This window comes from Streptomyces sp. NPDC002588, assembly GCF_040295925.1.
In the GTDB taxonomy this organism is placed as follows: domain Bacteria; phylum Actinomycetota; class Actinomycetes; order Streptomycetales; family Streptomycetaceae; genus Streptomyces.
The window spans coordinates 1-24,932 of sequence record NZ_JBEOWF010000002.1; the positions used below are offsets into that span (position 1 = coordinate 1).

Annotated in this window: 21 protein-coding genes; 13 read left to right on the top strand and 8 right to left on the bottom strand. The window is 73.1% G+C overall.

Features of this window, described 5'->3' with window-relative positions; all coding sequences use genetic code 11:
- The 3 genes from ABT057_RS02690 to ABT057_RS02700 all read right to left on the bottom strand — a co-directional run.
- The coding region (locus ABT057_RS02690) for a phosphoketolase (RefSeq protein ID WP_352340594.1) at positions 1-1,658 on the bottom strand (1,658 nt) is incomplete at its 3' end.
- Between the two features lie 139 nt (positions 1,659-1,797).
- Complete coding sequence (locus tag ABT057_RS02695; RefSeq protein ID WP_352340595.1) at positions 1,798-2,253, bottom strand: RpiB/LacA/LacB family sugar-phosphate isomerase; 456 nt, start codon at positions 2,251-2,253, stop codon at positions 1,798-1,800.
- Between the two features lie 319 nt (positions 2,254-2,572).
- Positions 2,573-3,454: an SCO6745 family protein gene (locus ABT057_RS02700; protein ID WP_352340596.1), complete on the bottom strand. Its 882-nt coding sequence runs from the start codon at positions 3,452-3,454 to the stop codon at positions 2,573-2,575.
- A 135-nt stretch (positions 3,455-3,589) separates the two neighbouring features.
- Here ABT057_RS02700 and ABT057_RS02705 point away from each other — a divergent pair, with 135 nt between their 5' ends.
- Positions 3,590-4,117: an SMI1/KNR4 family protein gene (locus ABT057_RS02705; protein ID WP_352340597.1), complete on the top strand. Its 528-nt coding sequence runs from the start codon at positions 3,590-3,592 to the stop codon at positions 4,115-4,117.
- Here ABT057_RS02705 and ABT057_RS02710 read toward each other — a convergent pair.
- Positions 4,053-5,036, bottom strand: a complete 984-nt coding sequence (locus ABT057_RS02710) for an alpha/beta fold hydrolase (protein WP_352340598.1) — start codon at positions 5,034-5,036, stop codon at positions 4,053-4,055. The genes ABT057_RS02705 and ABT057_RS02710 overlap by 65 nt on opposite strands.
- A gap of 74 nt (positions 5,037-5,110) precedes the next feature.
- Here ABT057_RS02710 and ABT057_RS02715 point away from each other — a divergent pair, with 74 nt between their 5' ends.
- Together ABT057_RS02715 and ABT057_RS02720 are read left to right on the top strand one after the other, a co-directional pair.
- Complete coding sequence (locus tag ABT057_RS02715; protein WP_352340599.1) at positions 5,111-5,710, top strand: sigma-70 family RNA polymerase sigma factor; 600 nt, start codon at positions 5,111-5,113, stop codon at positions 5,708-5,710.
- Between the two features lie 177 nt (positions 5,711-5,887).
- Positions 5,888-8,806 carry a glycosyl hydrolase 115 family protein gene (locus ABT057_RS02720; protein ID WP_352340961.1) on the top strand — a complete coding sequence of 973 codons (2,919 nt, stop codon included), beginning with the start codon at positions 5,888-5,890 and terminating at the stop codon, positions 8,804-8,806.
- 44 nt (positions 8,807-8,850) lie between these two features.
- Here ABT057_RS02720 and ABT057_RS02725 read toward each other — a convergent pair whose 3' ends face one another.
- Positions 8,851-9,573 (bottom strand): IclR family transcriptional regulator, encoded by a 723-nt coding sequence (locus ABT057_RS02725; RefSeq protein WP_352340962.1) that lies wholly within the window; start codon positions 9,571-9,573, stop codon positions 8,851-8,853.
- Positions 9,574-9,674: 101 nt separating this feature from the next.
- Between ABT057_RS02725 and ABT057_RS02730 the strand changes: the two genes are divergently transcribed.
- From ABT057_RS02730 to dmpG, 3 genes are read left to right on the top strand one after another with little or no spacing between them, the layout of a single operon-like run.
- Positions 9,675-10,490, top strand: coding sequence for a 2-keto-4-pentenoate hydratase (locus ABT057_RS02730; RefSeq protein WP_352340600.1), 816 nt, complete (start codon positions 9,675-9,677; stop codon positions 10,488-10,490).
- Entirely contained in the window at positions 10,487-11,425 is a 939-nt protein-coding gene (locus ABT057_RS02735) for an acetaldehyde dehydrogenase (acetylating) (RefSeq protein WP_352340601.1), read from the top strand. Before ABT057_RS02730 ends, ABT057_RS02735 begins: the two co-directional genes overlap by 4 nt.
- Positions 11,422-12,429 carry a 4-hydroxy-2-oxovalerate aldolase gene (gene dmpG / locus ABT057_RS02740; protein WP_352340602.1) on the top strand — a complete coding sequence of 336 codons (1,008 nt, stop codon included), beginning with the start codon at positions 11,422-11,424 and terminating at the stop codon, positions 12,427-12,429. The genes ABT057_RS02735 and dmpG overlap by 4 nt, the downstream gene beginning before the upstream one ends.
- Positions 12,430-12,527: 98 nt before the next feature.
- Here the strand turns inward: dmpG and ABT057_RS02745 are convergent, their stop codons facing one another.
- On the bottom strand, positions 12,528-13,508 hold the full coding sequence (locus ABT057_RS02745; protein WP_352340603.1) for an SMP-30/gluconolactonase/LRE family protein: 981 nt from the start codon (positions 13,506-13,508) through the stop codon (positions 12,528-12,530).
- A gap of 225 nt (positions 13,509-13,733) precedes the next feature.
- Between ABT057_RS02745 and ABT057_RS02750 the strand changes: the two genes are divergently transcribed.
- Entirely contained in the window at positions 13,734-13,979 is a 246-nt protein-coding gene (locus ABT057_RS02750; protein ID WP_352340604.1) for a zinc-ribbon domain-containing protein, read from the top strand.
- Here the strand turns inward: ABT057_RS02750 and ABT057_RS02755 are convergent.
- Together ABT057_RS02755 and ABT057_RS02760 are read right to left on the bottom strand one after the other, a co-directional pair.
- Positions 13,969-15,054 (bottom strand): sugar ABC transporter substrate-binding protein, encoded by a 1,086-nt coding sequence (locus tag ABT057_RS02755; protein WP_352340605.1) that lies wholly within the window; start codon positions 15,052-15,054, stop codon positions 13,969-13,971. The two genes, ABT057_RS02750 and ABT057_RS02755, sit on opposite strands and share 11 nt — an antisense overlap.
- Positions 15,051-17,318, bottom strand: coding sequence for a SpoIIE family protein phosphatase (locus ABT057_RS02760; protein WP_352340606.1), 2,268 nt, complete (start codon positions 17,316-17,318; stop codon positions 15,051-15,053). Before ABT057_RS02760 ends, ABT057_RS02755 begins: the two co-directional genes overlap by 4 nt.
- Positions 17,319-17,572: 254 nt before the next feature.
- On the opposite strand from ABT057_RS02760, the gene ABT057_RS02765 reads away from it, so the two are divergent.
- From ABT057_RS02765 to ABT057_RS02790, 6 genes are all read left to right on the top strand, one after another.
- Positions 17,573-18,661 (top strand): sugar ABC transporter substrate-binding protein, encoded by a 1,089-nt coding sequence (locus ABT057_RS02765; protein WP_352340607.1) that lies wholly within the window; start codon positions 17,573-17,575, stop codon positions 18,659-18,661.
- Between the two features lie 45 nt (positions 18,662-18,706).
- Positions 18,707-19,480, top strand: coding sequence for an ATP-binding cassette domain-containing protein (locus tag ABT057_RS02770; protein ID WP_352340608.1), 774 nt, complete (start codon positions 18,707-18,709; stop codon positions 19,478-19,480).
- Between the two features lie 5 nt (positions 19,481-19,485).
- Positions 19,486-20,757, top strand: a complete 1,272-nt coding sequence (locus ABT057_RS02775) for a sugar ABC transporter permease (RefSeq protein WP_352340963.1) — start codon at positions 19,486-19,488, stop codon at positions 20,755-20,757.
- A gap of 144 nt (positions 20,758-20,901) precedes the next feature.
- Positions 20,902-22,404: a sigma-70 family RNA polymerase sigma factor gene (locus ABT057_RS02780; protein WP_352340609.1), complete on the top strand. Its 1,503-nt coding sequence runs from the start codon at positions 20,902-20,904 to the stop codon at positions 22,402-22,404.
- A 142-nt stretch (positions 22,405-22,546) separates the two neighbouring features.
- Entirely contained in the window at positions 22,547-22,708 is a 162-nt protein-coding gene (locus tag ABT057_RS02785) for a hypothetical protein (protein ID WP_352340610.1), read from the top strand.
- A 337-nt stretch (positions 22,709-23,045) separates the two neighbouring features.
- Positions 23,046-24,746, top strand: coding sequence for an ABC transporter ATP-binding protein (locus tag ABT057_RS02790; protein WP_502973760.1), 1,701 nt, complete (start codon positions 23,046-23,048; stop codon positions 24,744-24,746).
- Positions 24,747-24,932: the final 186 nt, after the last annotated feature.

The following is a 24,932-nucleotide window of genomic DNA, read 5'->3' on the forward strand; positions in this document are numbered from 1 at the left end:
TTGTTGAGGACGTGGTCGACGAAGCCGGGGTCCTGGTGGGAGAACCCGTTGTGGTCCTGCCGCCACACGTGCGAGGTGAGCAGGTAGTTGAGGGAGGCGATGGGGGCGCGCCACGGCAACCGCCGTGTCGTCCGCAGCCATTTGATGTGCTGGTTGACCATCGAGTCGACGATGTGCACGAACGCCTCGTAGCAGGAGAACAGCCCATGACGGCCCGTCAGGAGGTAGCCCTCCAGCCAGCCCTGGCAGGTGTGTTCGGAGAGGATCTCCAGCACCCGGCCGTGCCGGTCGAGGTGTTCGTCGACCTGGAGGGTCTGCGCCTGCCAGGCCTTGCCGGTGGCGCCGTAGACGGCCTGGAGCCGGTTGGAGGCGGTCTCGTCCGGGCCGACGAGCCGGAAGTCCCTTCGCTGCGCGGTGGATCGCATGACGTCCGCGAGCAACTCGCCCAGGACGGCGGTGGGTTCGTGCAGGGTCGTGCCGGGCTTGTCGACCGGGACCGCGTAGGTGTCCAGGCCGGGCAGGGGGAGTTCACGCAGCAGCAGTCCGCCGTTGGCGTGCGGGGTGGCGCCGAGGCGGCGGGGGCCGTCGGGGATCCAGGCCAGCACGTCCAGCCGGGGCCTGCCCTGCTCGTCGAAGAGTTCCTCGGGCCGGTAGGAACGCAGCCATGCCTCCAGTTGGCGCAGGTGGTCGGGGTTCTCGCGGACGGCGGCCAGCGGGACCTGGTGGGAGCGCCACGTGCCCTCCACGGGCAGCCGGTCGACCTGGGCGGGACCGGTCCAGCCCTTCGGGGTGCGCAGCACGATCACCGGCCAGCGGGGCCGCTCGCCGGCGCCGTCCTCGCGGGCGGCGCGTTGGAAGGCGGCGATGCGGTCCAGGGCGGTGTCCATGGCCTGCGCCATCGCCCGGTGGACGGCGTACGGCTCGTCGCCGGTGACGTGGACGGGGTCGTGACCATAGCCGCGCAGCAGCTCGTCCAGCTCGTGTTCGGGGAGGCGGGACAGCACCGTCGGGTTGGCGATCTTGTAGCCGTTGAGGTGCAGGATGGGCAGGACGGCGCCGTCGTGCACCGGATCGAGGAACTTGTCGGAGTGCCAGGAGGCGGCCAGCGGCCCCGTCTCCGCCTCCCCGTCGCCGATCACACAGGCGACCAGCAGGCCGGGATTGTCGAAGGCGGCGCCGTACGCGTGGGAGAGGGAGTAGCCGAGCTCACCGCCCTCGTGGATCGAACCCGGCGTCTCCGGGGCGACATGACTCGGCACACCGCCCGGGAAGGAGAACTGCCGGAACAGCCGGGCCATGCCCTCCCCGTCCCGGGTGACGTCGGGATAGGTCTCGGTGTACGACCCCTCCAGCCAGGCGTTGGCGACCACGGCCGGGCCGCCGTGTCCCGGACCCCAGACGCACAGGGCGTTCAGGTCACGGGTGCGGACGGCGCGGTTGAGGTGGGTGTACACGAGGTTGAGCCCGGGTGAGGTGCCCCAGTGGCCGAGCAGCCGCGGCTTGACGTGCTCCGGGCGCAGCGGCTCGGTGAGCAGGGGGTTGGCCATGAGGTAGATCTGGCCGACGGCCAGGTAGTTCGCGGCGCGCCAGTGGGCGTGCAGCGTCCTGACCTCGTCGTCGGTGAGCCGGGCGGACGACTGCTGCAGGTCGGCGGACATCTCGGGGTCCCTTCCGGATCGGGGTCGCGGGGAGGTGCGTACGGGTCCGTACCTCCCCGCCTTTTCCCGGCGCCGGGTACCCCACAGGGCCTGCCGCCCCATACGGAGGAGCGGATCCGTCCGTACGGGGCGACGTCGGTCAGGATTCCCCGCGGCCCGCGTCCAGCCCGTCGACGTGCCGGACGTTCCCCCGGTCCTCGGCGTCCTCACTGGCCCGGGCCGCGAACCAGGCGTCGAGGATCTCCTTGAGCAGCGGCTCGGAGGTCAGGCGCAGGCTGAGGGCGAGGACGTTGGCGTCGTTCCAGCGGCGGGCGCCGTCCGCGGTGTAGGCGTCGGTGCACAGGGCGGCGCGGACACCGGGCACCTTGTTGGCGGCGATCGACGCGCCGGTACCCGTCCAGCAGCACACCACGGCCTGCTCCGCCGCCCCCTCGGCCACGTCCCGCGCGGCCGCCGCCGAGCACACCGCCCACTGCGGGTCGGCGCCGGGGCGCAGGGCGCCGTGGGTCACCACGTCGTGCCCGCGCCCGCGCAGCTCCGCGACGAGAGCGCGGGCCACGGGTTCGTCCATGTCCGAGGAGACGGAGATCCGCATGCCGGGAGCCTACTGAGGGGAGGCGGCCGCTGTCGCCCCGGGCAGCCTCCGGAAGTGGGGACAGCGTCCTCATGGCCGCGGCGCGGCCCGCCGTCGGCGAGACCGGGCGAGGCCTGCGCGGCGGCGATCCGGGGCCGGAGCGTCTCGTGCCGGTCGGGCAGGGCCGGGCCGCCTCGGGGCATCGCCGCCCCGACGACCGGGCGCTCGCCCGCGCTCTCACCGCCTCCCGGCCCCGTGCGTCGCCCCGGGCGGCCGCAGACCGCCGCTTCCCGGCCCTGCCGGTTCGTGGCCCCGGCGGCGGCGCCGCGCTGATCGAACGTCACACGGCGGTGGTTCGCCAAGTTCCGGCTGTCAGGCCGACCGGGTTGGCGGCCGGGACGATGCCGGAGTCCAGGACGGTCCGGGCGAGCGGTTCGAGCAGATGGGCGAGACGGTCCGTGGCGTCGGGGCCGAGGGCGGTCCAGGGGGTGGCGGCCGCGGCGTCGGTCGCGGCCTCGATCTCCGCCCGGGCGGCCGCCCCCGCCTCGGTGAGCTTCCCGGCCCCGTCGAGCCACCCGCGCGAGCGCAGCTCCGCCTCCGCCGCCTGCCACTGCGCGAGGTCCCACTTGCGGGTCGTCCGCTGGAACTCCCCGTCCGACTCCCCCGCGGCGCATTTCAGCACCATGGCGGCGACCGGTCCCACGCCACGGCCGACGAGCACGGCGACATGCCCGTCGCCGCGGTGTTCGCGCAGGGTGGTCAGGGCCTGCCAGAGCCTGACGGACGGCTGCGGCGGCCGGGCGAGGGCCTGGTTGGCGGCGCCGAGCACCCGCCCGGCCGTGTCCGCCGCCTGCGCGGCCGCCCAGGCCAGGTCCGCCGCCTCGGCCAGTTCGGCGGAGCCGACGACATCGGGGCCGTAGAGACCGGTCATCGCGGCGTCCACGGCATGCGCGCGTGCCGCGAGGACGTCCGCCGGGTCCGCGCGGGACCAGGCGTCGGGCAGGGCGCGGGCCACGCGGTCGGGGTGGAAGACGTAGAAGCAACCGGTGACGACGGAGGCGGGCGCAGGGCCGAGGGGAGCCGCGCGCAGCGCGAAGTAGCCCATCCAGTACCCGCGCAGACCGAGGCCGTCGGCGGCCCGGCGCACCTCGGGGGCGAAATAGACCAGGCCGTGGACCGGCTCGAACCGCTCCCACATCGCCCGCGCGACGGTGTCCCTCACTCCGTGCCTCCCGGTTCGCCGGTGTCCCTCACCCCGCGCCTCCCGGCTCGGCGGTGTCCCGGGGCAGCATCCGCCATGACAGCTGTCATAACAACCCCGCGGGGCGTTGTCAGTGGCTGGATCTACTCTGCACTCATGACCGAGACGATCACCGGCGACCGCCGTTTCCCGCCCGCCCTCGCCGAGGTGGCCACGGCGGAATTCCCGTACGAAGACGGCGACGGCTTCGACTTCGAGCCGTACGACACCTTCGACTCCGCCGAGGAGACGACGGAGTGGATCCGCCAGTGGACCGGGAACCACGAGCTCGACGGCGCCGCCTACCGCGTCTTCGGGCAGGACGGCACCGGCGGCCTCGCCGCCCTGTGGTGCGTGCGCCCGGGGCTGCCCCTGACCGAGCAGCCGGTGGTGTTCCTGGGCTCGGAGGGCGAAGTCGGGGTGGTGGCGCCGAACCTGTCGGACTTTCTGTGGGTGCTGGCCGACGGCTACGGCCCGATGGAAGCCGCGATATACCCGGACCGCGAGGTACGCCCCCGGCCGGAGCTGGCGGAACTGGCCGCCCGGCATGCCACCACCCCGCGCCGGCCCGCCCGGACCATCACCGCCGAGGCGAAGGCCGAGTTCCCGGCGTTCGAGGAGGACCTTTCCGCACTGTGCCGCTGACATCGGATTCCCCGTCCAGGAACGCCGAGACCGTGGCCGTGAACCGCTCGGCGTCGTCCCGCCAGGGGTAGTGCCCGGCTCCCCGCTGCACCACGAGGGAAGCGTCCGGGAACAGTTCCGCGAACTCCGCGACCGACCGGGGCGGGCTGTTCAGGTCGAACTCCCCGGCGAGCAGCAGGACGGGAGCCGCGAGGGCGGTGAGCGCCGCTCGCGTGGCCTCGGGGGTGAAGGCGCCCTCGGCCCCGAAGAGCGCGACCGCCTCCTCGTTGTCCGGCCGGTCGGCCGCATGACGCCGCCGCGCGGCGGCGTCCCAACGGCCGTGGAAGAAGGGGGCGACGGCTTCCCGGTCCCCGTCCCTGCCCTCGGTGATCGCCTCCAGCGCGGCGTACGCCTCGGCGAACCACGGCTCACCACTCCGCAGCCGCGCCAGCTCACGCCGGGTCTCGCCGGTGATCTCGACGCCGACGGCGCGGGTGCCCGGGCCGACCAGGGCGAGCCGGCCGACGCGCCGGGGATGCCGGGCGGCGTACTGCGTGACGACGTTCGCACCCGCGGAGTGCCCGAGCAGGTCGATCCGGGGCAGCCCGAGGTGGACGCGCAGCGCCTCGACGTCGTCGACGAGCCGGTCGCAGCGGTAGGAGGAGGTGTCTTCGGGGACCGCCGACCGGCCGGTGCCGCGCAGGTCCAGGACGATCAGCCGGTGGTACGCGGACAGACCGCCGAGGTCGCCGAGGTAGGCGGAGTCCGCGGGGCCACCGGGGACACAGACGAGCGGGGGCCCGTCGCCCACCGTGCGGCAGGCGAGCAGGGTGCCGTCGAAGGCGGAGAAGGTGCGGGAAGAGGCGTGGGAGGACGAGGCGGAGGAGCCGGAGGAGGCCGAGGAGGCCGAGGAGGCCGAGGAGGCCGAGGAGGAGGACATGCCCGGGATCCTGGCACTCATAACCAGGTAATACAACCCGGTTATCCCCCACGGGCAGGGTGTATAACCGGGTTGTGGCAGGTACGGGAAGCGGTTCCGGGAAACTGACCGAGGCGCAGGCCGAGCGGATGCTCGCCGACATCAACGAGGTCATCCGCGCGGGCGAGGAGATGCGGCGGCTGCGCGCGGAGCTGATCCAGGTGTTCGCCGGTCTCGGCTGGACCCAGGAGACCATCGCCCGGCTCGCCGGGATGAGCCAGCCCGCCGTCTCCAAGCAGATGGCGAAGCACCGGGACACCGACCCGTCATCCGCGCCGGAGTTCGACCTCGAGCAGCCGGACCTCCCCTGGCTCGAAGGGCGCCTGTGGGGCCTGGCCGAGGAGATCTCGGAGAGCCTCGGCCACACCGCGCACTGCACCCGGTACGTCGATGCCGTCACCCGCGGCCGAAAGCGCTTCACCCCCCAGCACGTCGACGAGTTGCGGCGGCTCGTCGAGGAGGACCTGCGGGCGCACCGGGCCGAGCTGCCCGCCGGCCACCGCGCGGCGTACGACAGGATCAGCCGGGGTCTCGACCTCCCGGCGAAGTCGGAGGCCACGGGCACCACCGGATCGGCGTCCGTGCGCCGCGCGTTGGCGCGGCGGCTGCAGCGCGACCGGTTGCGCGGCGGCTGACCGGCGCACGCTTATGGACGCGTCTGCGGGGGCTGACCTAAGGTGCCGAGAGCAAGCGCTTTCTAGCATGCTCATGCCAGCAGCCCACCGTCCCGCGCACGGAAGGGAAAGCGTCTCGTGCCGCACCCCACCTCCCCCACCCCGTTCTCACCGTCCCGCAAGTCGTTCCTGCGGGGCATGGCGGCCGCAGGCATGTCCCCCCTCCTCCCCGCCGTGCTCCCCGCCGCCTCCGCCGCCGCCTCGCCCGACCGCCCCGACTTCACCCTGGCCCGGGACGGCGTCGCCGTCGCCGTCCATGTGGACGCGGCGGACGACCCCGCGGTGATCCGGGTGGCGGGCGACCTGCAGGCCGACGTGGAGCGGGTCACCGGAGTCCGGCCGGAGCTGCGGCACACGTTGCCGGAGCGGGCCTCAGGGCTGATCCTGGTCGGCACCCTGGGCGCCAGCCCGGTCATCGACCGGCTCGTCGCCCGGGGGCGCCTGGACGTCTCACGGGTCGAGGGGCGCCGGGAGGCCTCCGTCACCCAGGTGGTGGACCGTCCGGTGCCCGGAGTGGACCGTGCCCTGGTGATCGCGGGCAGCGACCGGCGCGGCACGGTCTACGGGGTGTACGACACCTCGGAGCGCATCGGGGTCAGCCCCTGGTACTGGTGGGCCGACGTCCCCGTGGAGCGGCGGGCCACCCTCACCGTGCCCGCCAAGCCGCTCAAGCGGCTGGAGCCGTCGGTCCGTTACCGGGGTGTCTTCATCAACGACGAACAGAACCTGACCACTTGGTCCCATCGCACCCAGGAGCCGGACAAGAACATCGGCCCGGAGACGTACCGGCGTCTCTTCGAGCTGCTGCTGCGCCTGAAGGCCAACTACCTGTGGCCCGCCATGCATCCGTACTCCGACTTCTTCAACAAGTACCGGGAGAACCCCGAACTCGCCGACCGCTACGGCATCGTCGTCGGCTCCAGCCACCCCGAGGCGCTGCTGCGCAACGGCGTCCACGAGTGGGCGCCCTGGGCGGAGGAGCACCGGGGCGCCGACGGGAGTCTGCCGGTGTACGACTACACGGTGAACCCCACGGTGATCTCCGACTACTGGCGGGCGAGGGCCCGCGAGAACGCGGCGTACGAGAGCAGCTGGACGATCGGCATGCGCGGGCTGCACGACACCGCGCTGGAGACGAAGTACGCCACGACCGTCCCCGAGAAGGTGGCGGTGATGAACGACATCATCGCCGACCAGCGCAGGATCCTCGCGGAGGAGGTCGGTGCGGCGGCCGAGCCGCAGATCTTCATCCCCTACAAGGAGGTCCTGGACCTCTACAACGCGGGCGTGGAGGTGCCGGACGACGTCACACTGATCTGGCCGGACGACAACCACGGCAACATGCGCCAGCTGCCGACCGACGCGGAGCGGGCCCGCCCTGGCGGCAACGGGATCTACTACCACCTGTCCTACTGGGGCCGCCCGCGCAGCTATCTGTGGCTGGACACCACGCAACTGGCGAAGGTCTGGCAGGAGTTGCGCCGGGTGTACGAGCACGGTGCGGACCGGATGTGGATCTTCAACGTCGGCGACCTGAAGTCGATCGAGACCGGGCTGTCCTTCTCCATGGACCTGGCCTGGGACGTGGACCGGTGGGACGCCGAAGACGTCGAGGGCTTCCTCGTGGAGTGGTACGGGCGGCAGTTCGGGCGGCGGCACGCGGCAGAGATCGCCGCGATCCGCAGCGAGTACTACCGGCTGGCGGCCGAGCGCAGACCGGAGTTCATCGACCGGAACGTCTTCTCCGTGGTCCATCACGGGGACGAGGCGGGGCGGCGGATGGCCGCGTACGACCGGCTGCTGGAGCGGGTCCGCGCGGTGGGCGCCGGACTGCCCGCCGCGCACCAGGACGCCTTCTACGAACTCGTCCGATACCCGGTGCACGGCGCCTGGTTGATGAACCTCAAGTACTACTGGGCGGACCGCAACGCGCTCGCGGTGCGTCAGGGCCGGGGTGCCGGCGCCAACCGCTTCGCGGACCTGGCCGAGGCCGCGCACACGGCGGAGGCGGCGCTCACCGCGCGGTACAACACCGAGGTGGCGGGCGGGAAGTGGGACGGGTACATCAACCCCTATCCGTCGGAGATCCCCAAAGCACCGGGGCGCCCGGCGGTCACCCGCGTGGCCCGGCAGGAGACGTCCGGACTGGGCGTCGCGGCCCAGGGGAACGAGACCGGCACGGACCGGCCCCTCGCGTTCTCCTCCGTCACCCGTGACCGGCGATTCGTCGACGTCTTCAACACCGGCTTCCTCACCGTGAGTTGGGAGGCAGAGGCCGATCAGCCATGGGTCCGGCTCAGCTCGTCCGGCGGCTCCCTCACCGAACAGGTGCGGGTGTGGGTCGAGATCGACTGGGAGCAGGTCCCCGAGGGCGCGCTCGACGCCGCGGTCGCCTTCACCGGCGCCGGCCGGCGCTTCGAGGTGCCGCTGCGGGTGGTGAACGGCGGGGAGCGGGAACGCCGCAGGGCCCGGGGGTTCCTCGAGGCCGACGGGTACATCTCGATCGACGCCGTGCACACCGAGCGGCGGGTGGCGCGGGGCGGGGCGCGCTGGCGGACCGTACGCGGTCTCGGACGCCGTACGGGCGCGGTGGAGGCCGTGCCGTCGACGGCCGCCCCGGTCACCGGGGACCATGCGACCCGGGCACCGGAGCTGCGGTACCGGGTGCGCTTCAGCGGCACGGGCACCTTCCCGGTCACCGTCTTCCGGCTGCCCTCGCTCGACGAGCGGGGCGCGCGCCGGCTCGCGGTCGGCCTCGACGATCAGCCGGTGACGGTGCTGACGGGGCAGAACATCGCCACCGGCAACCGTGGGGACGCCTGGGCGCGCGAGGTGGAGGAGGGCGTGGAGAAGCTGACCACCACGGTGACGGTCGGCGAGCCCGGCGAGCATGTGCTGCGGATCTTCATGGTCGATCCGGGGATCGCGGTGGACCAGATCGTCGTCGACACGGGCGGAGCGCCGGCCGCCGCCTATCTCGCCCCGCCGGAGAGCTACCACCCGGTGTTCAACCCGGATCCGGACATCGGGCCGGGCCTGAACGCACCCGACCAGTGACGCGGTGACAGCGCCCGCGCCCGACCAGTGAGGCGGTGACGGCCTCAGGTCTGGCCGCGCAGCACCCGGGACAGTCCGAGGGCCGCGGTCCGTACGGCGGGGGCGAGCTGGGCGGGGCTGAAGCGGGAGCGGGGTACGGCGACCGAGAGGGCGGCGACCGTGGTGCCGCCCGCGAAGACGGGGGCGGCGATGCAGCTGACGCCGAGCGCGGCCTCCTGCTCCTCGTAGGCGAGGCCGGAGACCTGGATCTTCTCCAGGGTCATCCGCAGCCGGGCCGGGTCGGTGATCGAGTGGGGGGTGAGGCTCGGCAGCGGCCGGGACAGCAGTTCCTCGGTCAGCTCGGCGCCGGAGAAGGCGAGCAGGGCCTTGCCCACTCCGGTGCAGCTCAGCGGGAGGGTGCCGCCGATGCGGGAGGGCAGCCGCAGGGCCTCGTGGCCGTGGATGCGTTCCAGGTAGACGACCTCCAGGCCCTCCCGCACACCCAGGTGGACGGTCTCGCGGGTGGCCTCGAACAGGTCCTGGAGGAAGGGCAGGGCCGCCTCGCGCAGATCCAGCCGGTGCGGCACCAGCGAGCCCAGTTCGAACAGTTTGGTGCCCAGCCGGTACCGCTGGCCGGACCGCTCGAGCCAGCCGAGGCGGACCAGGTCGGCCGCCAGCCGGTGCACGGTGGGCTTGGGCAGACCGGTGCGCTCCGACAGTTCCGACAGGCGGAACGGACCACCACTGGGACTGAAGCTCTCCAGGATCGTCGCCGCCTTCTCCAGCATGCTGCCGCCGTTGAGGTTCCGTGTCACGGAACAGAGTTTGTCCCTTTGCCGCGGGGGTGTCTATACCGGTGTTCGACCCACCGCTCCTCTGGAGGCACACCGTGACGACCGAGCTCGACCCACCGGCCGTGGTCAAGGCCGCCGACCTGCTGGCGGAGGCCACCCGCAGCGGGGCCGCCTGCCCGCCGGTGCGTGACCTGTTCGACGACGGCGGCGATGTGGAGACCGCGTACGCCGTGCAGCAGCTGAACGTGCGGCGCGGCCTGGACGCCGGCCGCCGGATCGTCGGCCGGAAGATCGGCCTGACCTCCGAGGCCGTACAGCGCCAGCTCGGTGTGGACCGGCCCGACTTCGGCGCGCTGTTCGCGGACATGGCCGTGCCGGACGGCGGCGAGGTGGCCGTGGGGCGGCTGCTGCAGCCGAAGGTGGAGGCCGAGGTCGCGCTCGTGCTGGGGCGGGACCTGCCGCACCGGGAGTGCACCGTGGTGGACGTGCTGCGCGCGGTCGACTTCGCGCTGCCCGCGCTGGAGATCGTCGACAGCCGGGTGCGGGGCTGGGACATCTCCCTGGTCGACACCGTCGCCGACAACGCCTCCTGCGGGCTGTACGTGCTGGGCGCCACCCCGGTGCCGCTCACGGCCGTCGACCTGCGGACCGTGGCGATGAGCATGACCCGGGGCGGCGAGACCGTCTCCGAGGGCACCGGCGCCGCCTGTCTCGGCAGCCCGCTCAACGCGGCGGTCTGGCTGGCCTCGGCACTCGCCGAGCGGGGCGATCCGCTGCGCGCGGGCGACCTGGTGCTGACCGGGGCGCTGGGTCCGATGGCGCCCGCCGCACCGGGGGACGCGTTCGAGGCACACATCTCGGACCTGGGCTCCGTGCGGGTCCGGTTCGCCGCGGAAGGGGAAGGCCAGTGAGCACGAAGGTCGCCATCATCGGTTCCGGGAACATCGGCACCGACCTGATGATCAAGGTCCTGCGGCTGTCGGAGAGCCTGGAGATCGCCGCGCTGGCCGGGATCGACCCGGACTCCGACGGTCTGGCCCGCGCCCGCCGCCTCAAGGTGGCCACCACCCACGAGGGGGTGGAGGGCCTCGTCGGTCTCGACGAGTTCGCCGACGTCGAGATCGTCTTCGACGCGACCTCGGCGGGCGCCCACCGCCACCACGACGACGTGCTGCGCCCGCTGGGCCGCACCCTCGTCGACCTCACCCCGGCCGCGCTCGGCCCGTACGTCGTCCCGCCGGTCAACGGCGACGCCCACCTCGGTGCCCCGAACGTCAACATGGTCACCTGCGGCGGCCAGGCCACCATCCCGGTCGTCGCGGCGGTCGGCGCGGTCACCCCGGTCCACTACGGCGAGATCGTCGCCTCCATCGCCTCCCGCTCGGCGGGCCCCGGCACCCGCGCCAACATCGACGAGTTCACCGAGACCACGTCCTCGGCCATCGAGAAGGTCGGCGGGGCCGCCAGGGGCAAGGCGATCATCGTCCTCAACCCGGCCGAGCCCCCGCTGATCATGCGGGACACCGTGCACTGCCTGGTCTCCGACTGTGCCACCGAGGCGGTCACCGCGTCGGTCGAGGAGATGGTCGGCCGGGTCCAGGCGTATGTGCCGGGCTACCGGCTCAAGCAGAAGGTGCAGTTCGAGCGGGTGGCCGCCGACGATCCGCTGCACACCCTCGCCCCCGGCGCCGGCGAGACCCTGAAGGTCTCCGTGTTCCTGGAGGTCGAAGGCGCCGCGCACTACCTGCCGGCCTACGCCGGGAACCTCGACATCATGACCTCGGCCGCGCTGCGCACCGCGGAACGCATGGCCGCCGACCGCGCCACGGAGGTGGCCTCGCGATGACCCGTCTGTACGTCCAGGACGTCACCCTGCGGGACGGCATGCACGCCGTCCGCCACCGCTACACCGTCGACCAGGCGCGCGCCATCGCCGCCGCGCTGGACGCGGCCGGCGTGGCCGCGATCGAGATCGCCCACGGAGACGGTCTGGCCGGCTCCAGCATCAACTACGGCGTCGGCGCCCACACCGACTGGGAGTGGATCGAGGCCGTCACCGACGCCACCCACCACGCCGTGCCGACCACGCTGCTGCTGCCCGGCATCGGCACGGTCCACGACCTCAAGCAGGCGCACTCCCTCGGGATCCGTTCGGTCCGGGTCGCCACGCACTGCACCGAGGCCGACATCTCCGCCCAGCACATCGCCGCCGCGCGGGAGCTGGACATGGACGTCGCCGGGTTCCTGATGATGTCCCACATGGCCGAACCCGCCGAACTCGCCCGGCAGGCCAAGCTGATGGAGTCCTACGGCGCCCACTGCGTCTACGTCACCGACTCCGGTGGCCGGCTCACCATGGACGGCGTCCGCGACCGCTTCCGCGCCTACCGCGACGTGCTCGACCCGGCCACCTCCCTCGGCATCCACGCCCACCACAACCTCGCCCTGGGAGTGGCCAACACCGTGGTCGCCGTCGAGAGCGGCGCCGTCCGGGTGGACGCCTCGCTCGCCGGGCAGGGCGCGGGTGCGGGCAACTGCCCCCTGGAGGCGTTCGTCGCGGTCGCCGACCTGATGGGCTGGGAGCACGCCTGCGACCTGTTCCCGCTGATGGACGCCGCCGACGATCTCGTACGGCCGTTGCAGGACCGCGAGGTGCGGGTGGACCGCGAGACCCTCAGCCTCGGCTACGCGGGCGTGTACTCCAGCTTCCTGCGGCACGCCGAGACGGCCGCCGCCCGCTACGGGCTCGACACCCGCGCCATCCTGGTCGAGGTCGGCCGGCGGGCCATGGTCGGCGGCCAGGAGGACATGATCACCGACGTCGCGCTTGACCTGGTGGCGCGCGGCTGAGCCGGTGCCCCGGGTGGAGGAGGACGGAGAGAGGCGCCGCCGCACGGCCCGGAGCCCGGTGAGCCACCGGCTCCGGGCGGGCCGCGGACGGCCCCCGGTCAGCCGCGGTCGCGCTGGTGGACCCGGGCCAGGAGCAGGTTGGGGTCCTGCATCGTGAAGAACGCCGAGCTGGGGACGTAGACGGTCCGGCCGCGTACGGCGACGGAGGCGGGGTTGGACAGGCCGTCCTGCCGGGTCAGGACGACGGTGCGGGTGCCGTCCGGGCGTACCAGGGCGACCTGGTCGGCCGTCAGGAGCGCGGCGAGGAAGGTGTCGCGGTGGCGCTCGAGGAAGCCGAAGTCGTCGATGCCGACCAGTCCGGTCGCCCTGGTCTGGATCGGACCGGCGGAGCCGTCCTCCTGGACGGGGACGCGCAGGACACTCCCGGCGTCGGTGTTGGACACCCACACCGCGCCGTGGTGGAGCCTGAGGCCGTTGGCGCCGAAGCCGGACGCGGGCGGCACCTTGCCCGGGTCGAGGGCGGCCCCTGTGACCCAGGCCGTGGGCTTCCCGCCCTCGACGGGGACGCGCCAGACGGTGCCCAGCACGGAGTCGGCGGCGTAGAGGACGCCGCGGCGCTCGTCGAGGGCCAGGCCGTTGGGCAGCCCGTCGGACGGCAGCTGGGCGATCTGGACGGGCGTGCCGCCGCCGGGGGCGATGCGCCAGATACCGGTCTCGCGGGTGCCGGTGGCGTAGTTGACATAGAGCGTGCCGTCGTAGGCGCGGGCGATGCCGAGGACGACGGCGGCGCCCAGGTTCGGCGTGTCGGGGTCGGCCACCTCGGGCAGTGTGGCGAGGATCCTTGTCACGCCGGCGCGGGTGACGTTGGCGACCTGGCGGGCGCCCGCGAAGGTCAGGTCGGCGGAGCCGTCGGGTTCGAGCGCGATGTTCTCGGGGGTCTGTCCCGCGGCGAAGTCGAAGTGGGCGACGACGTGCGGATCGGACACGGTCGGTTCGCCGCCCGCCGCGGGAGCCGTCGCGAGCAGACCGAGAGCGAGCGCGGCAGCGGTGACGCCCGCCAGGCGTGGAAGTCGGGGCATGGACCTCTCCTCGTGAGGGGAGCGCTGAGGGGAAGCGCGGAACGCCGGTGTGCGGCGCGAGAGAAACATCGCGGCGCTGCGGTGGCGGCGGTGGCAGTCGCGGCCGGGAGTTCCCCCGCCTGGCCCAGGGCATGAACCCGCCTGCCGGATGCACGAGACTGTGCCGTGCAGCCGGTCACCGGCCGGGGCTGCGCAGCCGGGCACCGACCGAGAGGGAACAGCGCCGTGATCATCTTCGGCACCAAGGGATACCTGTACCAGCTGGCGATAGTGACGCTGGTGTGCGGTCGTTGCGGCAACCCCTCCGCGCACACGCTCAGGAAGCGCGTCACCAAGTTCACGCTGTTCTTCGTCCCGTTGTTCCCGGTGTCGACGAAGTACCTGACGCAGTGCACGTTCTGTGCCGCCGAACAGAAGCTGACCCGGGACGAGGCGGAGCGGTTGCAGGCCCAGGGGACGGTCACCGGGTGAGACCGGCCCGCTCGCAGGCCGCCCGCAGATCCGGGGTGCAGATCCGGTCGACGGTGTAGACGCCGCCGTCCACCAGGATCCGCCGGACGTCCCCGGCCGTCACCGCTCTGGGGGTGAGCAGCACGGCCGGGATGTCCCGGGTGGTGGGGCTGTCGACGGTCGTCGTGGCGGTGCCGTCCAGGTCCTCGCCGCGTCCCAGCGCGACCGCCATCCCGGCGACCGCGGCGGCCTCCTTCGAGAAGGACTTGTACACCGTCATGTACTGCTCGCCCCGAACGATGCGGCGTACCGCGTCCAGGTCGGCGTCCTGTCCGGTGACGGGCGGGAGTTTCGTGACGCCGGCGCTCTTGAGGGCGGAGATGACGCCCGCGGCGATGTTGTCGTTGGCGGCGAGGACGCCGTCGATGCGGTCGGGGCCGAGGGCGGCCACGGCGGCGGACATATTGGCGTGGGCGACCTGGGTGCTCCAGTCCTGGGTGTCGTAGGACCTGGCGATGCGTACCCGGTCCTTGATGACGGAGAGGGCGCCGTCGCGGTACCAGTCGGCGTTGGTGCTGCTCGGGTCGCCGTTCATCATCACGACTCTCCCGCCGTCGGCCCGGTCGCCCATCGCCCGAAGCAGGGCCTGGCCCTGGAGCCTGCCGACCTGGAGGGCGTCGAAGCCGACGAAGCCGGAGACCGGGCCCTCGGCGAGCCGGTCGTAGGCGACCACCGGGACGCCCGCCTTGCGGGCCTCCTGGATGGAGGAGCGCATCGCCCGGGTGTCGGCGGCGTCCAGGATCAGGACGCCGGCCCCCTTGGTGACCATGGAGATCATCTGCTGGCGCTGTCTGGTCACGTCGTTCTCGGCGTTGGCGTACTCGAAGGCGCACGACGGGCAGAGCTTCTTCACCTGTGCCTCGATCAGCGGCCGGTCGGAGTGCTCCCAGCGGGGCACCGAGCGGCTGGGGAGCAGCAGGCCGACGGTGAAGGCGTCGTCCCCTCGGCCGCCGCCGTCCCCGCCGCAGGCGGCCGCGGTCAGCGCCAGGAGCGCCGTGGCCAGCGCGGCGGCGAGGCGTCGTCCGTGGATCCTCATGACCGGTCACCTGTCTCTTCGCCTGGTACGGCGATCTCGCTCCACACCTGCTTGCCGCCGGCCACCGGCACCGTGCCGCAGGCCTCCGACATCGCCTCGACCAGCAACAGGCCCCGGCCGCCGGTCGACTCCCAGTCCACGATGACCGGCTTGGCGGGCGCGCGGGGCGAGGCGTCGCTCACGCCGACCCGCACCAGGTCGCCGCGCAGCACCAGGTCGAGGCGGACCGGCCCCTGGGTGTGCACGAGGGCGTTGGTGACCAGTTCGGAGACGACGAGGAGCACCGCGTCGGCGACATCGGAAACCTTCCAGCGGCGCAGGGTGCGGGCGGTGAAACGGCGGGCGTGCATGACGGCGTCGGGCAGCCGCCAGACCATCCAGCCGGCCCGGATCGGCCGGGTCTCCATCCCGTCGTAGCGCAGGAGGAGCAGGGCGACGTCGTCCTCCCGGCGGCCGGCGTCGCCGAGGAGCTGGTCGGCCATCGTGCCGGGGTCCGCGGGGTCGGCGGCGGCGAGGGCGGTGCGGGTGCGGCGCATGCCCTCGTCGAGGGGCAGGTCGGTGGCCTCGACCAGGCCGTCGGTGACCAGTGCGAGGACCGCGCCGGGGGCCAGCGCCACCGAGGTCATCGGGAACTCCGCCTCCGCGAGGATGCCCAGCGGGGGCCCGCCCTCGACCTCGACCTCCTCGGTGCCGCCGTCGGGGTGGCGCACCAGCGGGGCGAGGTGCCCGGCGCGGACGAAGAGGATGTTGCCCTCCTCCATGTCGAGCTCGGCGTAGCAGCAGGTCGCGAAGAGGTCGGTCTCCATGGCCACCAGGAGCCGGTTGGCGTGCGAGACGACCACGTCGGGCGGGTGGCCCTCCATGGCGTAGGCCCGGACGGCGGTCCGCATCTGGCCCATGATCGTGGCGGCGCCGGCGCTGTGTCCCTGCACGTCGCCGATGACGAGAGCGACCCGGTCCTGGGAGAGGGCGATGACGTCGTACCAGTCGCCGCCGACCTGGAGGCCCCTTCGGGCGGGCAGATAGCGGGCGACGGCCGTCCCGCCGGGGAGTTCGGGCAGGCGGCGTGGGAGCAGGCTGCGCTGGAGCATGGTGGCGAGTTCCTGCTCGGCGTCGTGGGCGTGGGCGCGCTGGAGCGCCTGTCCCACGAGGGCCGACGTGGCGGTGAGCAGGGAACGTTCCTCGGGGACGAACTCGTGCGGCAGGTCCCAGCCGACCAGGCACACCCCGGCGACGCGGCCCTTGGCGGGCAGTGGCAGGACGGCGAGGCCGCCGGGGCCGATGCCGTCGAGGCCCGGTTCGAGGGCGGCGCCGGCCGGCCAGAGGTCCATCCGGCCGTCGGCGAGGGCCGCCCGGAGGGTGGGCAGGGAGCGCACCGGGGCGTCGGGCCACTCGGTGCGCCATTCGGCGCGCCACGCCTCGGGCCAGGCGGCGGGCTGCGGCGGGTCCAGCACGGTGACCATCAACCGGTCGTCCTGGAGGGCGGCGAGCGCCACCCGGTCGGCGCCCAGCGGTTCGCGCAGGGCGGCGACCACGACCCGGCCGACGTCGCCGAGGGTGACGGCGTCGTCGAGCGCGGCGGTCAGCCACTGGATCCGGGAGACGTCGTCGGCGCTGCGGCGCAGGACCGGGGTGGCGGTCACCACGCCGAGCACCTGTTCCGGCCGGCCGGGGGTGGCCGGCTCCACCCGGCAGCTCAGGCTCAGCCAGCGCATCTCGCCGGTGGGGCCGCGGACCCGGAACTCCAGGTCCCGGCGTCCGGAGGCCAGGGGGGACGGCTCCAGGACCGACATGAGGGCGTGCATGTCCTCCGGGAGGGCGTGCGCGAGCAGGGTGTCCACCTTGCCGTCGAAGTCGTCGGCGGAGATGCCGACCAGGCCGAGGAGTGTCTCGTCCGCCTCGATCAGACCGGTGTCCGGGACCAGCACGAAGGAGCCGACGCGCAGGCTGCGCAGCGCGGGGTCCAGCAGGGAGGAGGGTTCGGGCGGTCCGGTGACGGGCTGGAGGAGCCCGGCGACCGCGTCGGCGTAGCGCTCCAGGAAGCGGCGCTGTTCGGCCTCGAAGCCGGCCGCCGAGACTCCCGTGACGACGAGGCAGCCGAGCCGCCGGCCGTCGGCGTCGAGGGGCAGCGCGCCGAGCGAGGACTCCGCGGTCAGCCAGAGCGGGCGGTCGGTGAGGAAGGCGCGCGCCGCCGGGGAGTCACCGGACAGGGGCAGCCGCTCCGGCGGCCCGGGCTCGTGCGGGGGATCTCCGGCCGAGTCCATCAGCCGGAGTTCCTCCTTCCCGGCCCCGGGCGCGTAGACCGCTGCCCGTCTCGCTCCGGCGAAGGTCAGGGCCCGGTCGAGGCATGTCCGCAACGTACCTCCCGTCCCTGTCGCAGGTGCCGACAGGTTGAGAACGGGGCACCCACCCACCAGAATCGCATATACGGACCAACAGAACATATCTACTCATCGTCATCATTCTCGTCATTGTCATGATTTTCGTCCACGGCAGACAGCACTGGTAGGTATCCCCCATGAAGGCCTGCATACGGGACACGGCCGCCGCGATGACCGCGGTCACGGCGGTCGTCGCGCTGGCGGCCTGCGGCGCGGGTGCCGGGGCCGATGCCGGCGGGGGCGACGGGCCGCGCATCGCCCTGCTGCTGCCGGACGCCACCACGGCCCGCTGGGAGGCGCAGGACCGGCCGCTGCTCGAGAAGAAGATCCAGGAGCTGTGCGACACCTGCGAGATCGAGCACGCCAACGCCCGGGGTGAGGTGGCGAATCAGCAGGAGCAGATGGACTCGATGATCACCAAGGGGGTCGACGCCATCGTGCTGGTGGCCGTGGACGCCCGCTCCCTCGGCCCCGCCGTCTCCAAGGCCCGTGCGGCGGGCGTCCCCGTCATCGCCTACGACCGGCTCGCCGAGGGCCCGATCGCCGGGTACGTCTCCTTCGACGGCGTCGAGGTCGGCCGGCTCCAGGGCAGGGCTCTCCTGCGGGCCATGGGCGACAAGGCGCCCGACCCCCAGATCGTCATGATGAACGGCGACCCGGCCGACCCGAACGCGGCGTCGTTCAAGGAGGGCGCGCTGTCCGTGCTGCGGGGGAAGGTGCGCATCGGCAAGGCGTACGACACCCTGCAGTGGCGGACCGAGACCGCGCACATGAACATGTCCGCCGCCATCGCGGCCCTCGGCGTCAAGGCCATCCACGGGGTCTACGCGGCCAACGACGGCCTGGCCGCCGGAAGCATCTCGGCCCTGAAGGCGAACAAGATCGATCCGCTGCCCCCGGTCACCGGCCAGGACGCGGAGCTCGGCGCGCTGCGGCGGATCGTCGCCGGCGACCAGTACATGACCGTCTTCAAGCCGTTCGGGCCCGAGGCCGAGGCCGGCGGCGCGATGGCCGTGGCCGCCGCCCGCAAGGAGGGGCTCGGCCGGGTGGCGACGGGCGAGGTGGCGACGCGCGGCGACGGACGGGTGCCGGCCGTGCTGCTGACGCCGGTGTCCGTGACCGCCGACACCATCAAGGACACCGTGGTCAAGGAAGGCCTGCACTCGGTCGACCAGATCTGCACCCCCCGGCTCCGTGCCGCCTGCGAGAAGGCCGGACTGACCTGACGGACCGGCGCGCCGGAGGCGGGCCCGGGGAAGGAGTTGGTTTCGGTGCCGGATCCCCCCCTGCTGGCGCTGCGCGGGGTGTGCAAGCGCTACGGCGTCGTCGACGTCCTCACCGACATCGAGCTGGAGATCCACTCCGGCCAGGTCGTCGCCCTGCTGGGGGACAACGGGGCCGGCAAGTCCACCCTGGTGAAGGTGATCTCCGGGGTGGCCCCGGCGGAGAAGGGCGTCATCGAGTGGGAGGGCCGGACGGTCCACATCAGACGCCCGCACGACGCGCGGGACCTCGGCATCGCCACCGTCTACCAGGACCTCGCGCTGTGCGGGAACCTCGACGTCGTCGGGAACCTGTTCCTCGGGCGGGAGATCCGCAGGTACGGCTTCCTCGACGAGATGGAGATGGAACGCCGCACCCGACGGCTGCTGGAGCGCCTGACCCGGCGCGTGCCCGATCTGCGCGGCCCCGTGGCCTCGCTCTCCAGCGGCCAGCGGCAGACGGTCGCCATCGCCCGCTCGCTGCTCGCCGAGCCACGCGTCCTGCTGCTGGACGAGCCGACCGCGGCACTCGGCTTCGAGCAGACCTCCGAGATCCTGGACCTGATCGACCGGCTGCGCGACCGCGGTCTGGGCGTCCTGCTCATCAGCCACAGCATGGGCGACGTGAAGGCGCTCGCGGACCGGGCCGCGGTGCTGCGGCTCGGCCGCAACAACGGCTTCTTCGACGTGAACACCGTGTCCCAGGAACAGATCATCTCCTCCATCACCGGCGCCACGGAGAACGTGCCCCGCCGGCCGGCCCACCGGGAGTCGGGGTGGTGAGCGACATGCACAAGGCCGCGGAGGGCGCCCGGGCCGAGAGCTCCGCGGCCGGCCCGCACCCTCCCGAGCCGCACCCCCGGCGCACGGTGGCGGGAGCGGTGCGAGCCGGACTCGCGCTCCTGCGCCGCAAGGTGAGCGCCGGTGAGCCGGGATCCCTGCCCGTGATCTGCGTCCTCGCCGTCGTCTGGATCACCTTCCAGTCCCTCAACGAGAACTTCCTCTCGCCCCGCAACCTGTCCAATCTCAGCGTGGACATCGTGGGGACGGGGATGATCGCGGTCGGCATCGTCTTCGTGCTGCTGCTCGGCGAGCTCGACCTGTCCGTCGGCTCGATCAGCGGTCTCGCGGCGGCCGCCTTCGCGGTGCTGAACGTGAACAACGGCGTACCGGAATGGCTGGCCCTCGTCATCGGGGTGCTCACCGGCACCGTGGCAGGCGTCGTACAGGGCTACTCCATCGCCCGGACCCGGGTGCCGGCCTTCGTCGTCACCCTCGCGGGGCTGCTCACCTGGAACGGCCTGATGCTCGCCGTGCTCGGCGACAGCGGGACCGTCAACCTCGACGAGGACGGGCTGGTCGCCGACCTCACCAACTACTACTTCACCCAGGACGCCGTCGCCTACAGCCTGGCCGCGGTGGCCACGGCGGCGGTGTTCCTGGCCGCCGACCGGGACCGCCGGCGCCGGCGGGCCGTGGGCATGCCGCACCGCCCGCTGCGGGCCGTCGCGGTGCGCACGGGAGGCACCGCGGTGATCGCGTTCGGTACGGCGTACCTGCTCAACCGTTTCCAGGGGCTCCCGCTCGCCCTGCTGATCTTCCTGGTGCTGGTGGCCGGGCTCGACGTCCTGCTGCGCCGCACCCACTACGGACGCCAGGTCTACGCCGTCGGCGGGAGCATCGAGGCGGCCCGGCGCGCCAGTCTCGACGTGACGCGCGTACAGACCGCGGTGTTCGCCGTCTCGGGCACGATGGCCGCGATCGGCGGCCTGTTCCTGGCCTCGCGCATCACCTCGGTGAGCCAGACCTCCGGCTCGGGCGTCCTGCTGATCAACGCCATCGCGGCGGCCGTCATCGGCGGCACCAGCCTGTTCGGCGGACGCGGCACGACCTGGTCGGCGGTGCTCGGCATGCTGGTCATCCAGTCGATCGCCTCGGGCATGGCGATCACGGACACTCCCCCGGCGGTCCAGTTCGTGATCACCGGTGGGGTGCTCTTCGCCGCGGTGGTCATCGACGCGCTGTCCCGCCGTTCCCAGGAGGCGCACGGCCGGGCATGACCTGGCGTCCCCGGCCCGGCCGCCACGGCACCCGCGGTCGTGATGTGCGTCACATCACACGGCAGCCGCAACTTTCGTTGAAAGTTTTGTCATCTAGGCTGACAAATCCTTCCGCCCCTCAGCAGGCAACTGGAGCGTTCCTCCATGTCCGACAGGTCCACCGCCGCCTCCGCACCACCCTCCGCCACGGCCCGGTACGCCCGGATCTACGAGGAGCAGCAGCCCCGTCTCGTCGCGTACGCCCGCTCGCTCACCCGAAACGCGTGGGCCGCCGAGGACCTCGTCGCCGAGGCGCACTTCCGGGTGTGGCGGCGGCTCGCCGAGGGGCACGAGATCGACAACGTCCCGGCGTACCTGCGGACGACCGTGCGGCATCTCGCCATCGCCTCCGGGACCGCGGTGCGCGAGACGCCGCAGGATCCGCAGACCGACGAGCGACCCGAGACCGGCGGGCACGGCGGCGACCCGGCCGAGGAGGTGTCCCGCGTCGACCTGGTGGTGCGGGTCCTGGGCCAGCTGCCCGAGCGGTGGGTGAAGGCGCTGTGGCTGGCGGAGGCGGAGGGCCACCCGCTGTCGGCCATCGGCCCCCAGCTGGGCACCAAGGAGGGGGCGACGGCGGTCCTGCTGCACCGGGCCCGGGAGGGCATGCGGCAGGCGTATCTGCGCGCCCAGACCGGCGCCCCGGACGACCCCGCCTGCCAGGTGTACTGGGCCCGGATGCCCGCGTACGTCCGCGGCGCCGCGACCGCGCGGCAGGGTGAACGGCTGCTCGGTCACGTGGACGCCTGCGACGACTGCCGCGCACGGCTCGCCGCGCTGATGCGGGCCAACGACCGGCTGCCCGCGCTGGCCGGCCCGGCCCTGCTCGTGCTCGCGCTGGGCGGTGGCACGAGCAAGTTCCTGGCGGCGTTCGCCGCGGGCTCCGCCGGCGCGGCCGCGGCCGGGCAGGGCGCCGGGCACGGTGCCGGTCTGCTGCACGGAGTGCGCGACGCCACGATCGGCGGTTCGAAGGCGCCGGTGGCGGTGGCGGCCGGGGCGCTCGCGGCGGGCGCCACCGCGCTCTTCCTCGTTCTCGGCCCGGCCGAATCCGCCCCGGCGCCGGCGCAGCGCACCCCGGTGGCCGACGCGCCCGCGGTGCGGGTGCCGGTGACCGAGCCGTCGAAGGCCCCGGCGGCGACCGTCGTCGTGGCCGAGAAGGCCGCCGCCGAGAACGGCGACCGCCCCGGGCCGGCCGGGGCCGGCGCCGCCGACGTCCCGGCAGCTTCCCCCTCGGGCACCACGGACCCGGCCGGCGCCGAGGAACCCGCGGCGGCTTCGAGCCGGGAACCGGCCGCGGAGCCGGCGGCCGAGGCGCCCGCGACCGACGCACCCGCGCCGGAGGAGCCCACGACCGAGGAGCCCACGACAAAGGAACCCGCGACCGAGGAACCGGTCACCGAGGAACCGGTCACCGAGGAGCCCGTGACCGAGGAGCCCGCGCCCGAAGAAGAGCAACCGACGGAGCCGGCCGACGAGGCGACCCCGGAGGACCCACAGCCCTCCGACCCCGGACCCACCTGCGAACTTCCCCACCACCGGTCTGACAGACATTCAGATCCCAGGAATTACCAAGGTTTTCACAGCATTCATTCGCGGGCTGAATTCTGAATTTCCCGTTGCGGCGCACAGCTCCGTGTTAAGTTCCTTCTCATCGGGCGGCGGGATCGCCCAGGGCGACGGCCCTGATCCCTTCCCCCTCCGTACGGAATTCCCATCCCGTGCAGGTACTGGAAACTCAGAAGGAGTCGGCATGAGCTTCAGGGTGATTTCCTCGCTTACCCCTCGCCGCAACCCCGACACGGACCCGAACCAGGGCCCGAACCCCAACCGGGTTCCGCCGCCCCCGCAGCAGGCCGGCCGTCGCCGTCCGCGCCCCGGCGCCCCCCTGCGCCCCCAGCAGCCCGGCGCCTGACGCATAACCCCAGCTGAGAGCGGGAGGGCCGGCGGCACACGCGCCGGCCCTCCGGCACTCACGCACCGTCCACGGCTGTGCACGGATCGCAGGGAGAAATATGCGCGCGCCCACGGATCATTCACCGGGGACATATCCTCGGAGCATTCCATCCGGCATCGAACTCTCCGATTACGGATTTCCGATTTTCCAGGGAAACGAAAAAGCGCCGTACGAAGAAGAGGAACAGCACCCGGAACAATACGAGGATTACGGAAAGAACAGTGCCGGCACCCTCACCGCCCGCGCCGCCTTCCGCCGCTTCTGGCCCCTGACCAGCGGGCTGCGGCGCTGGCTCGTGGCCGTCTGGCTGTGCACCGTCCTCGGAGCGCTCGCCGAGACCGCCGCCATCCTGCTGTTCGGCGACCTCACCGACAACGCGCTGAGCAACGGCTCCCTGGACGCCTTCTGGACCCCCGCCGCGCAGTGGCTCGCCCTCGCCGTGGTCGGCGCGGCCATCGGCTACGCCGGCGGCTCCCTCTCCGTCTGGGTCTCGGAGCGGTTCGTGATGCGGCTGCGCGAGCGGGTCTTCGACCATGTGCAGAAACTGCCCCCGCACTTCTTCCAGCGGCACCGCCAGGGCGATCTGCTCTCGCGGCTGACCGGTGACGTCGAGTCCATCGAGCAGATGGCCGTCTCCGGCCTCCTCGGCACCGCCTCCGCGCTGTTCAGCGCCGTCTTCTACGCGGCGGCCGCGTTCTGGCTGCGCTGGGACCTGGCCACGGCCACCTTCGCGCTCGCCCCGCTGTTCTGGCTGGCCGCACGGAAGTTCTCGGCCGGCGTCCGGTCCGTCGCCCGGGACGGCCGGGTCGCCGACGGCGCGGTCACCTCGGTGGTGGAGGAGTCACTCGGCAACCTCGTCCTCACCCAGGCCTACGGCCGTGAGGACGCCGAACGCCGGCGGCTGAAGCAGGAGGCGACGGCCTGGTTCCGGGCGTCCGTGCGCTCCGCCCGCCTCAACCAGGCGTACGGCCAGATCGTCCAGGTCATCGAGACCGTCTGTGTGCTGGCCGTGATCGGCATCGGCGTCTGGGAGATCTCCGCCGGGCAGATGACCCTCGGCCGGCTGCTGGCCTTCGCGGCCCTGCTCAGCTACCTCTACCCGCCCATCCGCAGCCTCGCCCAGCTCGGCCTGCTCGTCACCGCCGCCACCGCGGGCGCCGAGCGGCTCGTCGAGATCCTGGACGCCCGGCCCGCCGTCAGCGACCCCGAACGCCCGGCGCACCCGCCGACCGGGCGGCCCGACGGCACCATCGAGGTACGGGACGTCTCCTTCCGCTATCCGGGCACCTCCGCCACGGCCCTCGACGCGCTCTCCTTCACCGTGCGGCCCGGCGAGACCGTGATCATCACCGGCCCCAGCGGCGCCGGCAAGTCCACCCTCTCCAAACTCCTCCTGCGCTTCTACGACCCCGACTCCGGCGCCGTGCTCCTCGACGGCACCCCGCTCGGCGCCTTCCCCCTCGACCGGCTGCGCGAGTACGTCGCCCTGCTCCCGCAGGAGACCCTCGTCCTGCACGACACCGTCCGCGCCAACATCGCCTGCGGCCGGCCCGGCGCCAGCGACCACGCCATCGAGGAGGCCGCCCGGACCGCGGACGCCCATGACTTCATCACCGCGCTGCCCGACGGCTACGACACCCAGGTCGACCCGAACTCCGCCCGCCTGTCGGGAGGCCAGCTGCAACGCCTCGCCATCGCCCGGGCGGTGTTGCGCGACGCCCCCGTACTGGTCCTCGACGAACCCACGACCGGCCTCGACGCCATCGCCGCGCGCCGCATCGTCGAACCGCTGCGGCGCCTCATGGCCGGTCGCACCACCCTCATGATCACGCACGACCTGGACCTCGCCCCCGACGCCGACCGCGTCCTCGTCCTCGAACACGGCCGGCTCACCGAGGCCGGCCGCCACGACGAACTCCTCGCCCTGGGCGGCACCTACGCCCGCCTGTACCACTCCCGCACGATGCAGGCCCCCGCCCCGGCCTGGGCGGGGTGAGCCACCGGGCAGGTACCCGGATCATCCGGGCGGGCGGGTGTACTCCCGCTCCGGCTCCCAGCGGAGCACGTGCCGACACCGTCGCACGACACGGCGCGGCAGCCGTCCGCGGACAGCGCCACGTGCACTCCGCCCGGCGCACCCCTTGTCCCGCCGGCCGTCGGCGCCGGTCCGCACCACCGGGTC

Coding starts and splice junctions, on each gene's coding strand:
- ABT057_RS02695 (WP_352340595.1), bottom strand. CDS start 2,253: ATGCGGATCTCCGTCTCCTCGGACATGGACGAACCCGTGGCCCGCGCT.
- ABT057_RS02705 (WP_352340597.1), top strand. CDS start 3,590: ATGACCGAGACGATCACCGGCGACCGCCGTTTCCCGCCCGCCCTCGCC.
- ABT057_RS02710 (WP_352340598.1), bottom strand. CDS start 5,036: ATGTCCTCCTCCTCGGCCTCCTCGGCCTCCTCGGCCTCCTCGGCCTCC.
- ABT057_RS02720 (WP_352340961.1), top strand. CDS start 5,888: ATGGCGGCCGCAGGCATGTCCCCCCTCCTCCCCGCCGTGCTCCCCGCC.
- ABT057_RS02725 (WP_352340962.1), bottom strand. CDS start 9,573: ATGCTGGAGAAGGCGGCGACGATCCTGGAGAGCTTCAGTCCCAGTGGT.
- dmpG (WP_352340602.1), top strand. CDS start 11,422: ATGACCCGTCTGTACGTCCAGGACGTCACCCTGCGGGACGGCATGCAC.
- ABT057_RS02745 (WP_352340603.1), bottom strand. CDS start 13,508: ATGCCCCGACTTCCACGCCTGGCGGGCGTCACCGCTGCCGCGCTCGCT.
- ABT057_RS02755 (WP_352340605.1), bottom strand. CDS start 15,054: ATGAGGATCCACGGACGACGCCTCGCCGCCGCGCTGGCCACGGCGCTC.
- ABT057_RS02760 (WP_352340606.1), bottom strand. CDS start 17,318: ATGGACTCGGCCGGAGATCCCCCGCACGAGCCCGGGCCGCCGGAGCGG.
- ABT057_RS02765 (WP_352340607.1), top strand. CDS start 17,573: ATGAAGGCCTGCATACGGGACACGGCCGCCGCGATGACCGCGGTCACG.
- ABT057_RS02775 (WP_352340963.1), top strand. CDS start 19,486: ATGCACAAGGCCGCGGAGGGCGCCCGGGCCGAGAGCTCCGCGGCCGGC.
- ABT057_RS02780 (WP_352340609.1), top strand. CDS start 20,902: ATGTCCGACAGGTCCACCGCCGCCTCCGCACCACCCTCCGCCACGGCC.
- ABT057_RS02785 (WP_352340610.1), top strand. CDS start 22,547: ATGAGCTTCAGGGTGATTTCCTCGCTTACCCCTCGCCGCAACCCCGAC.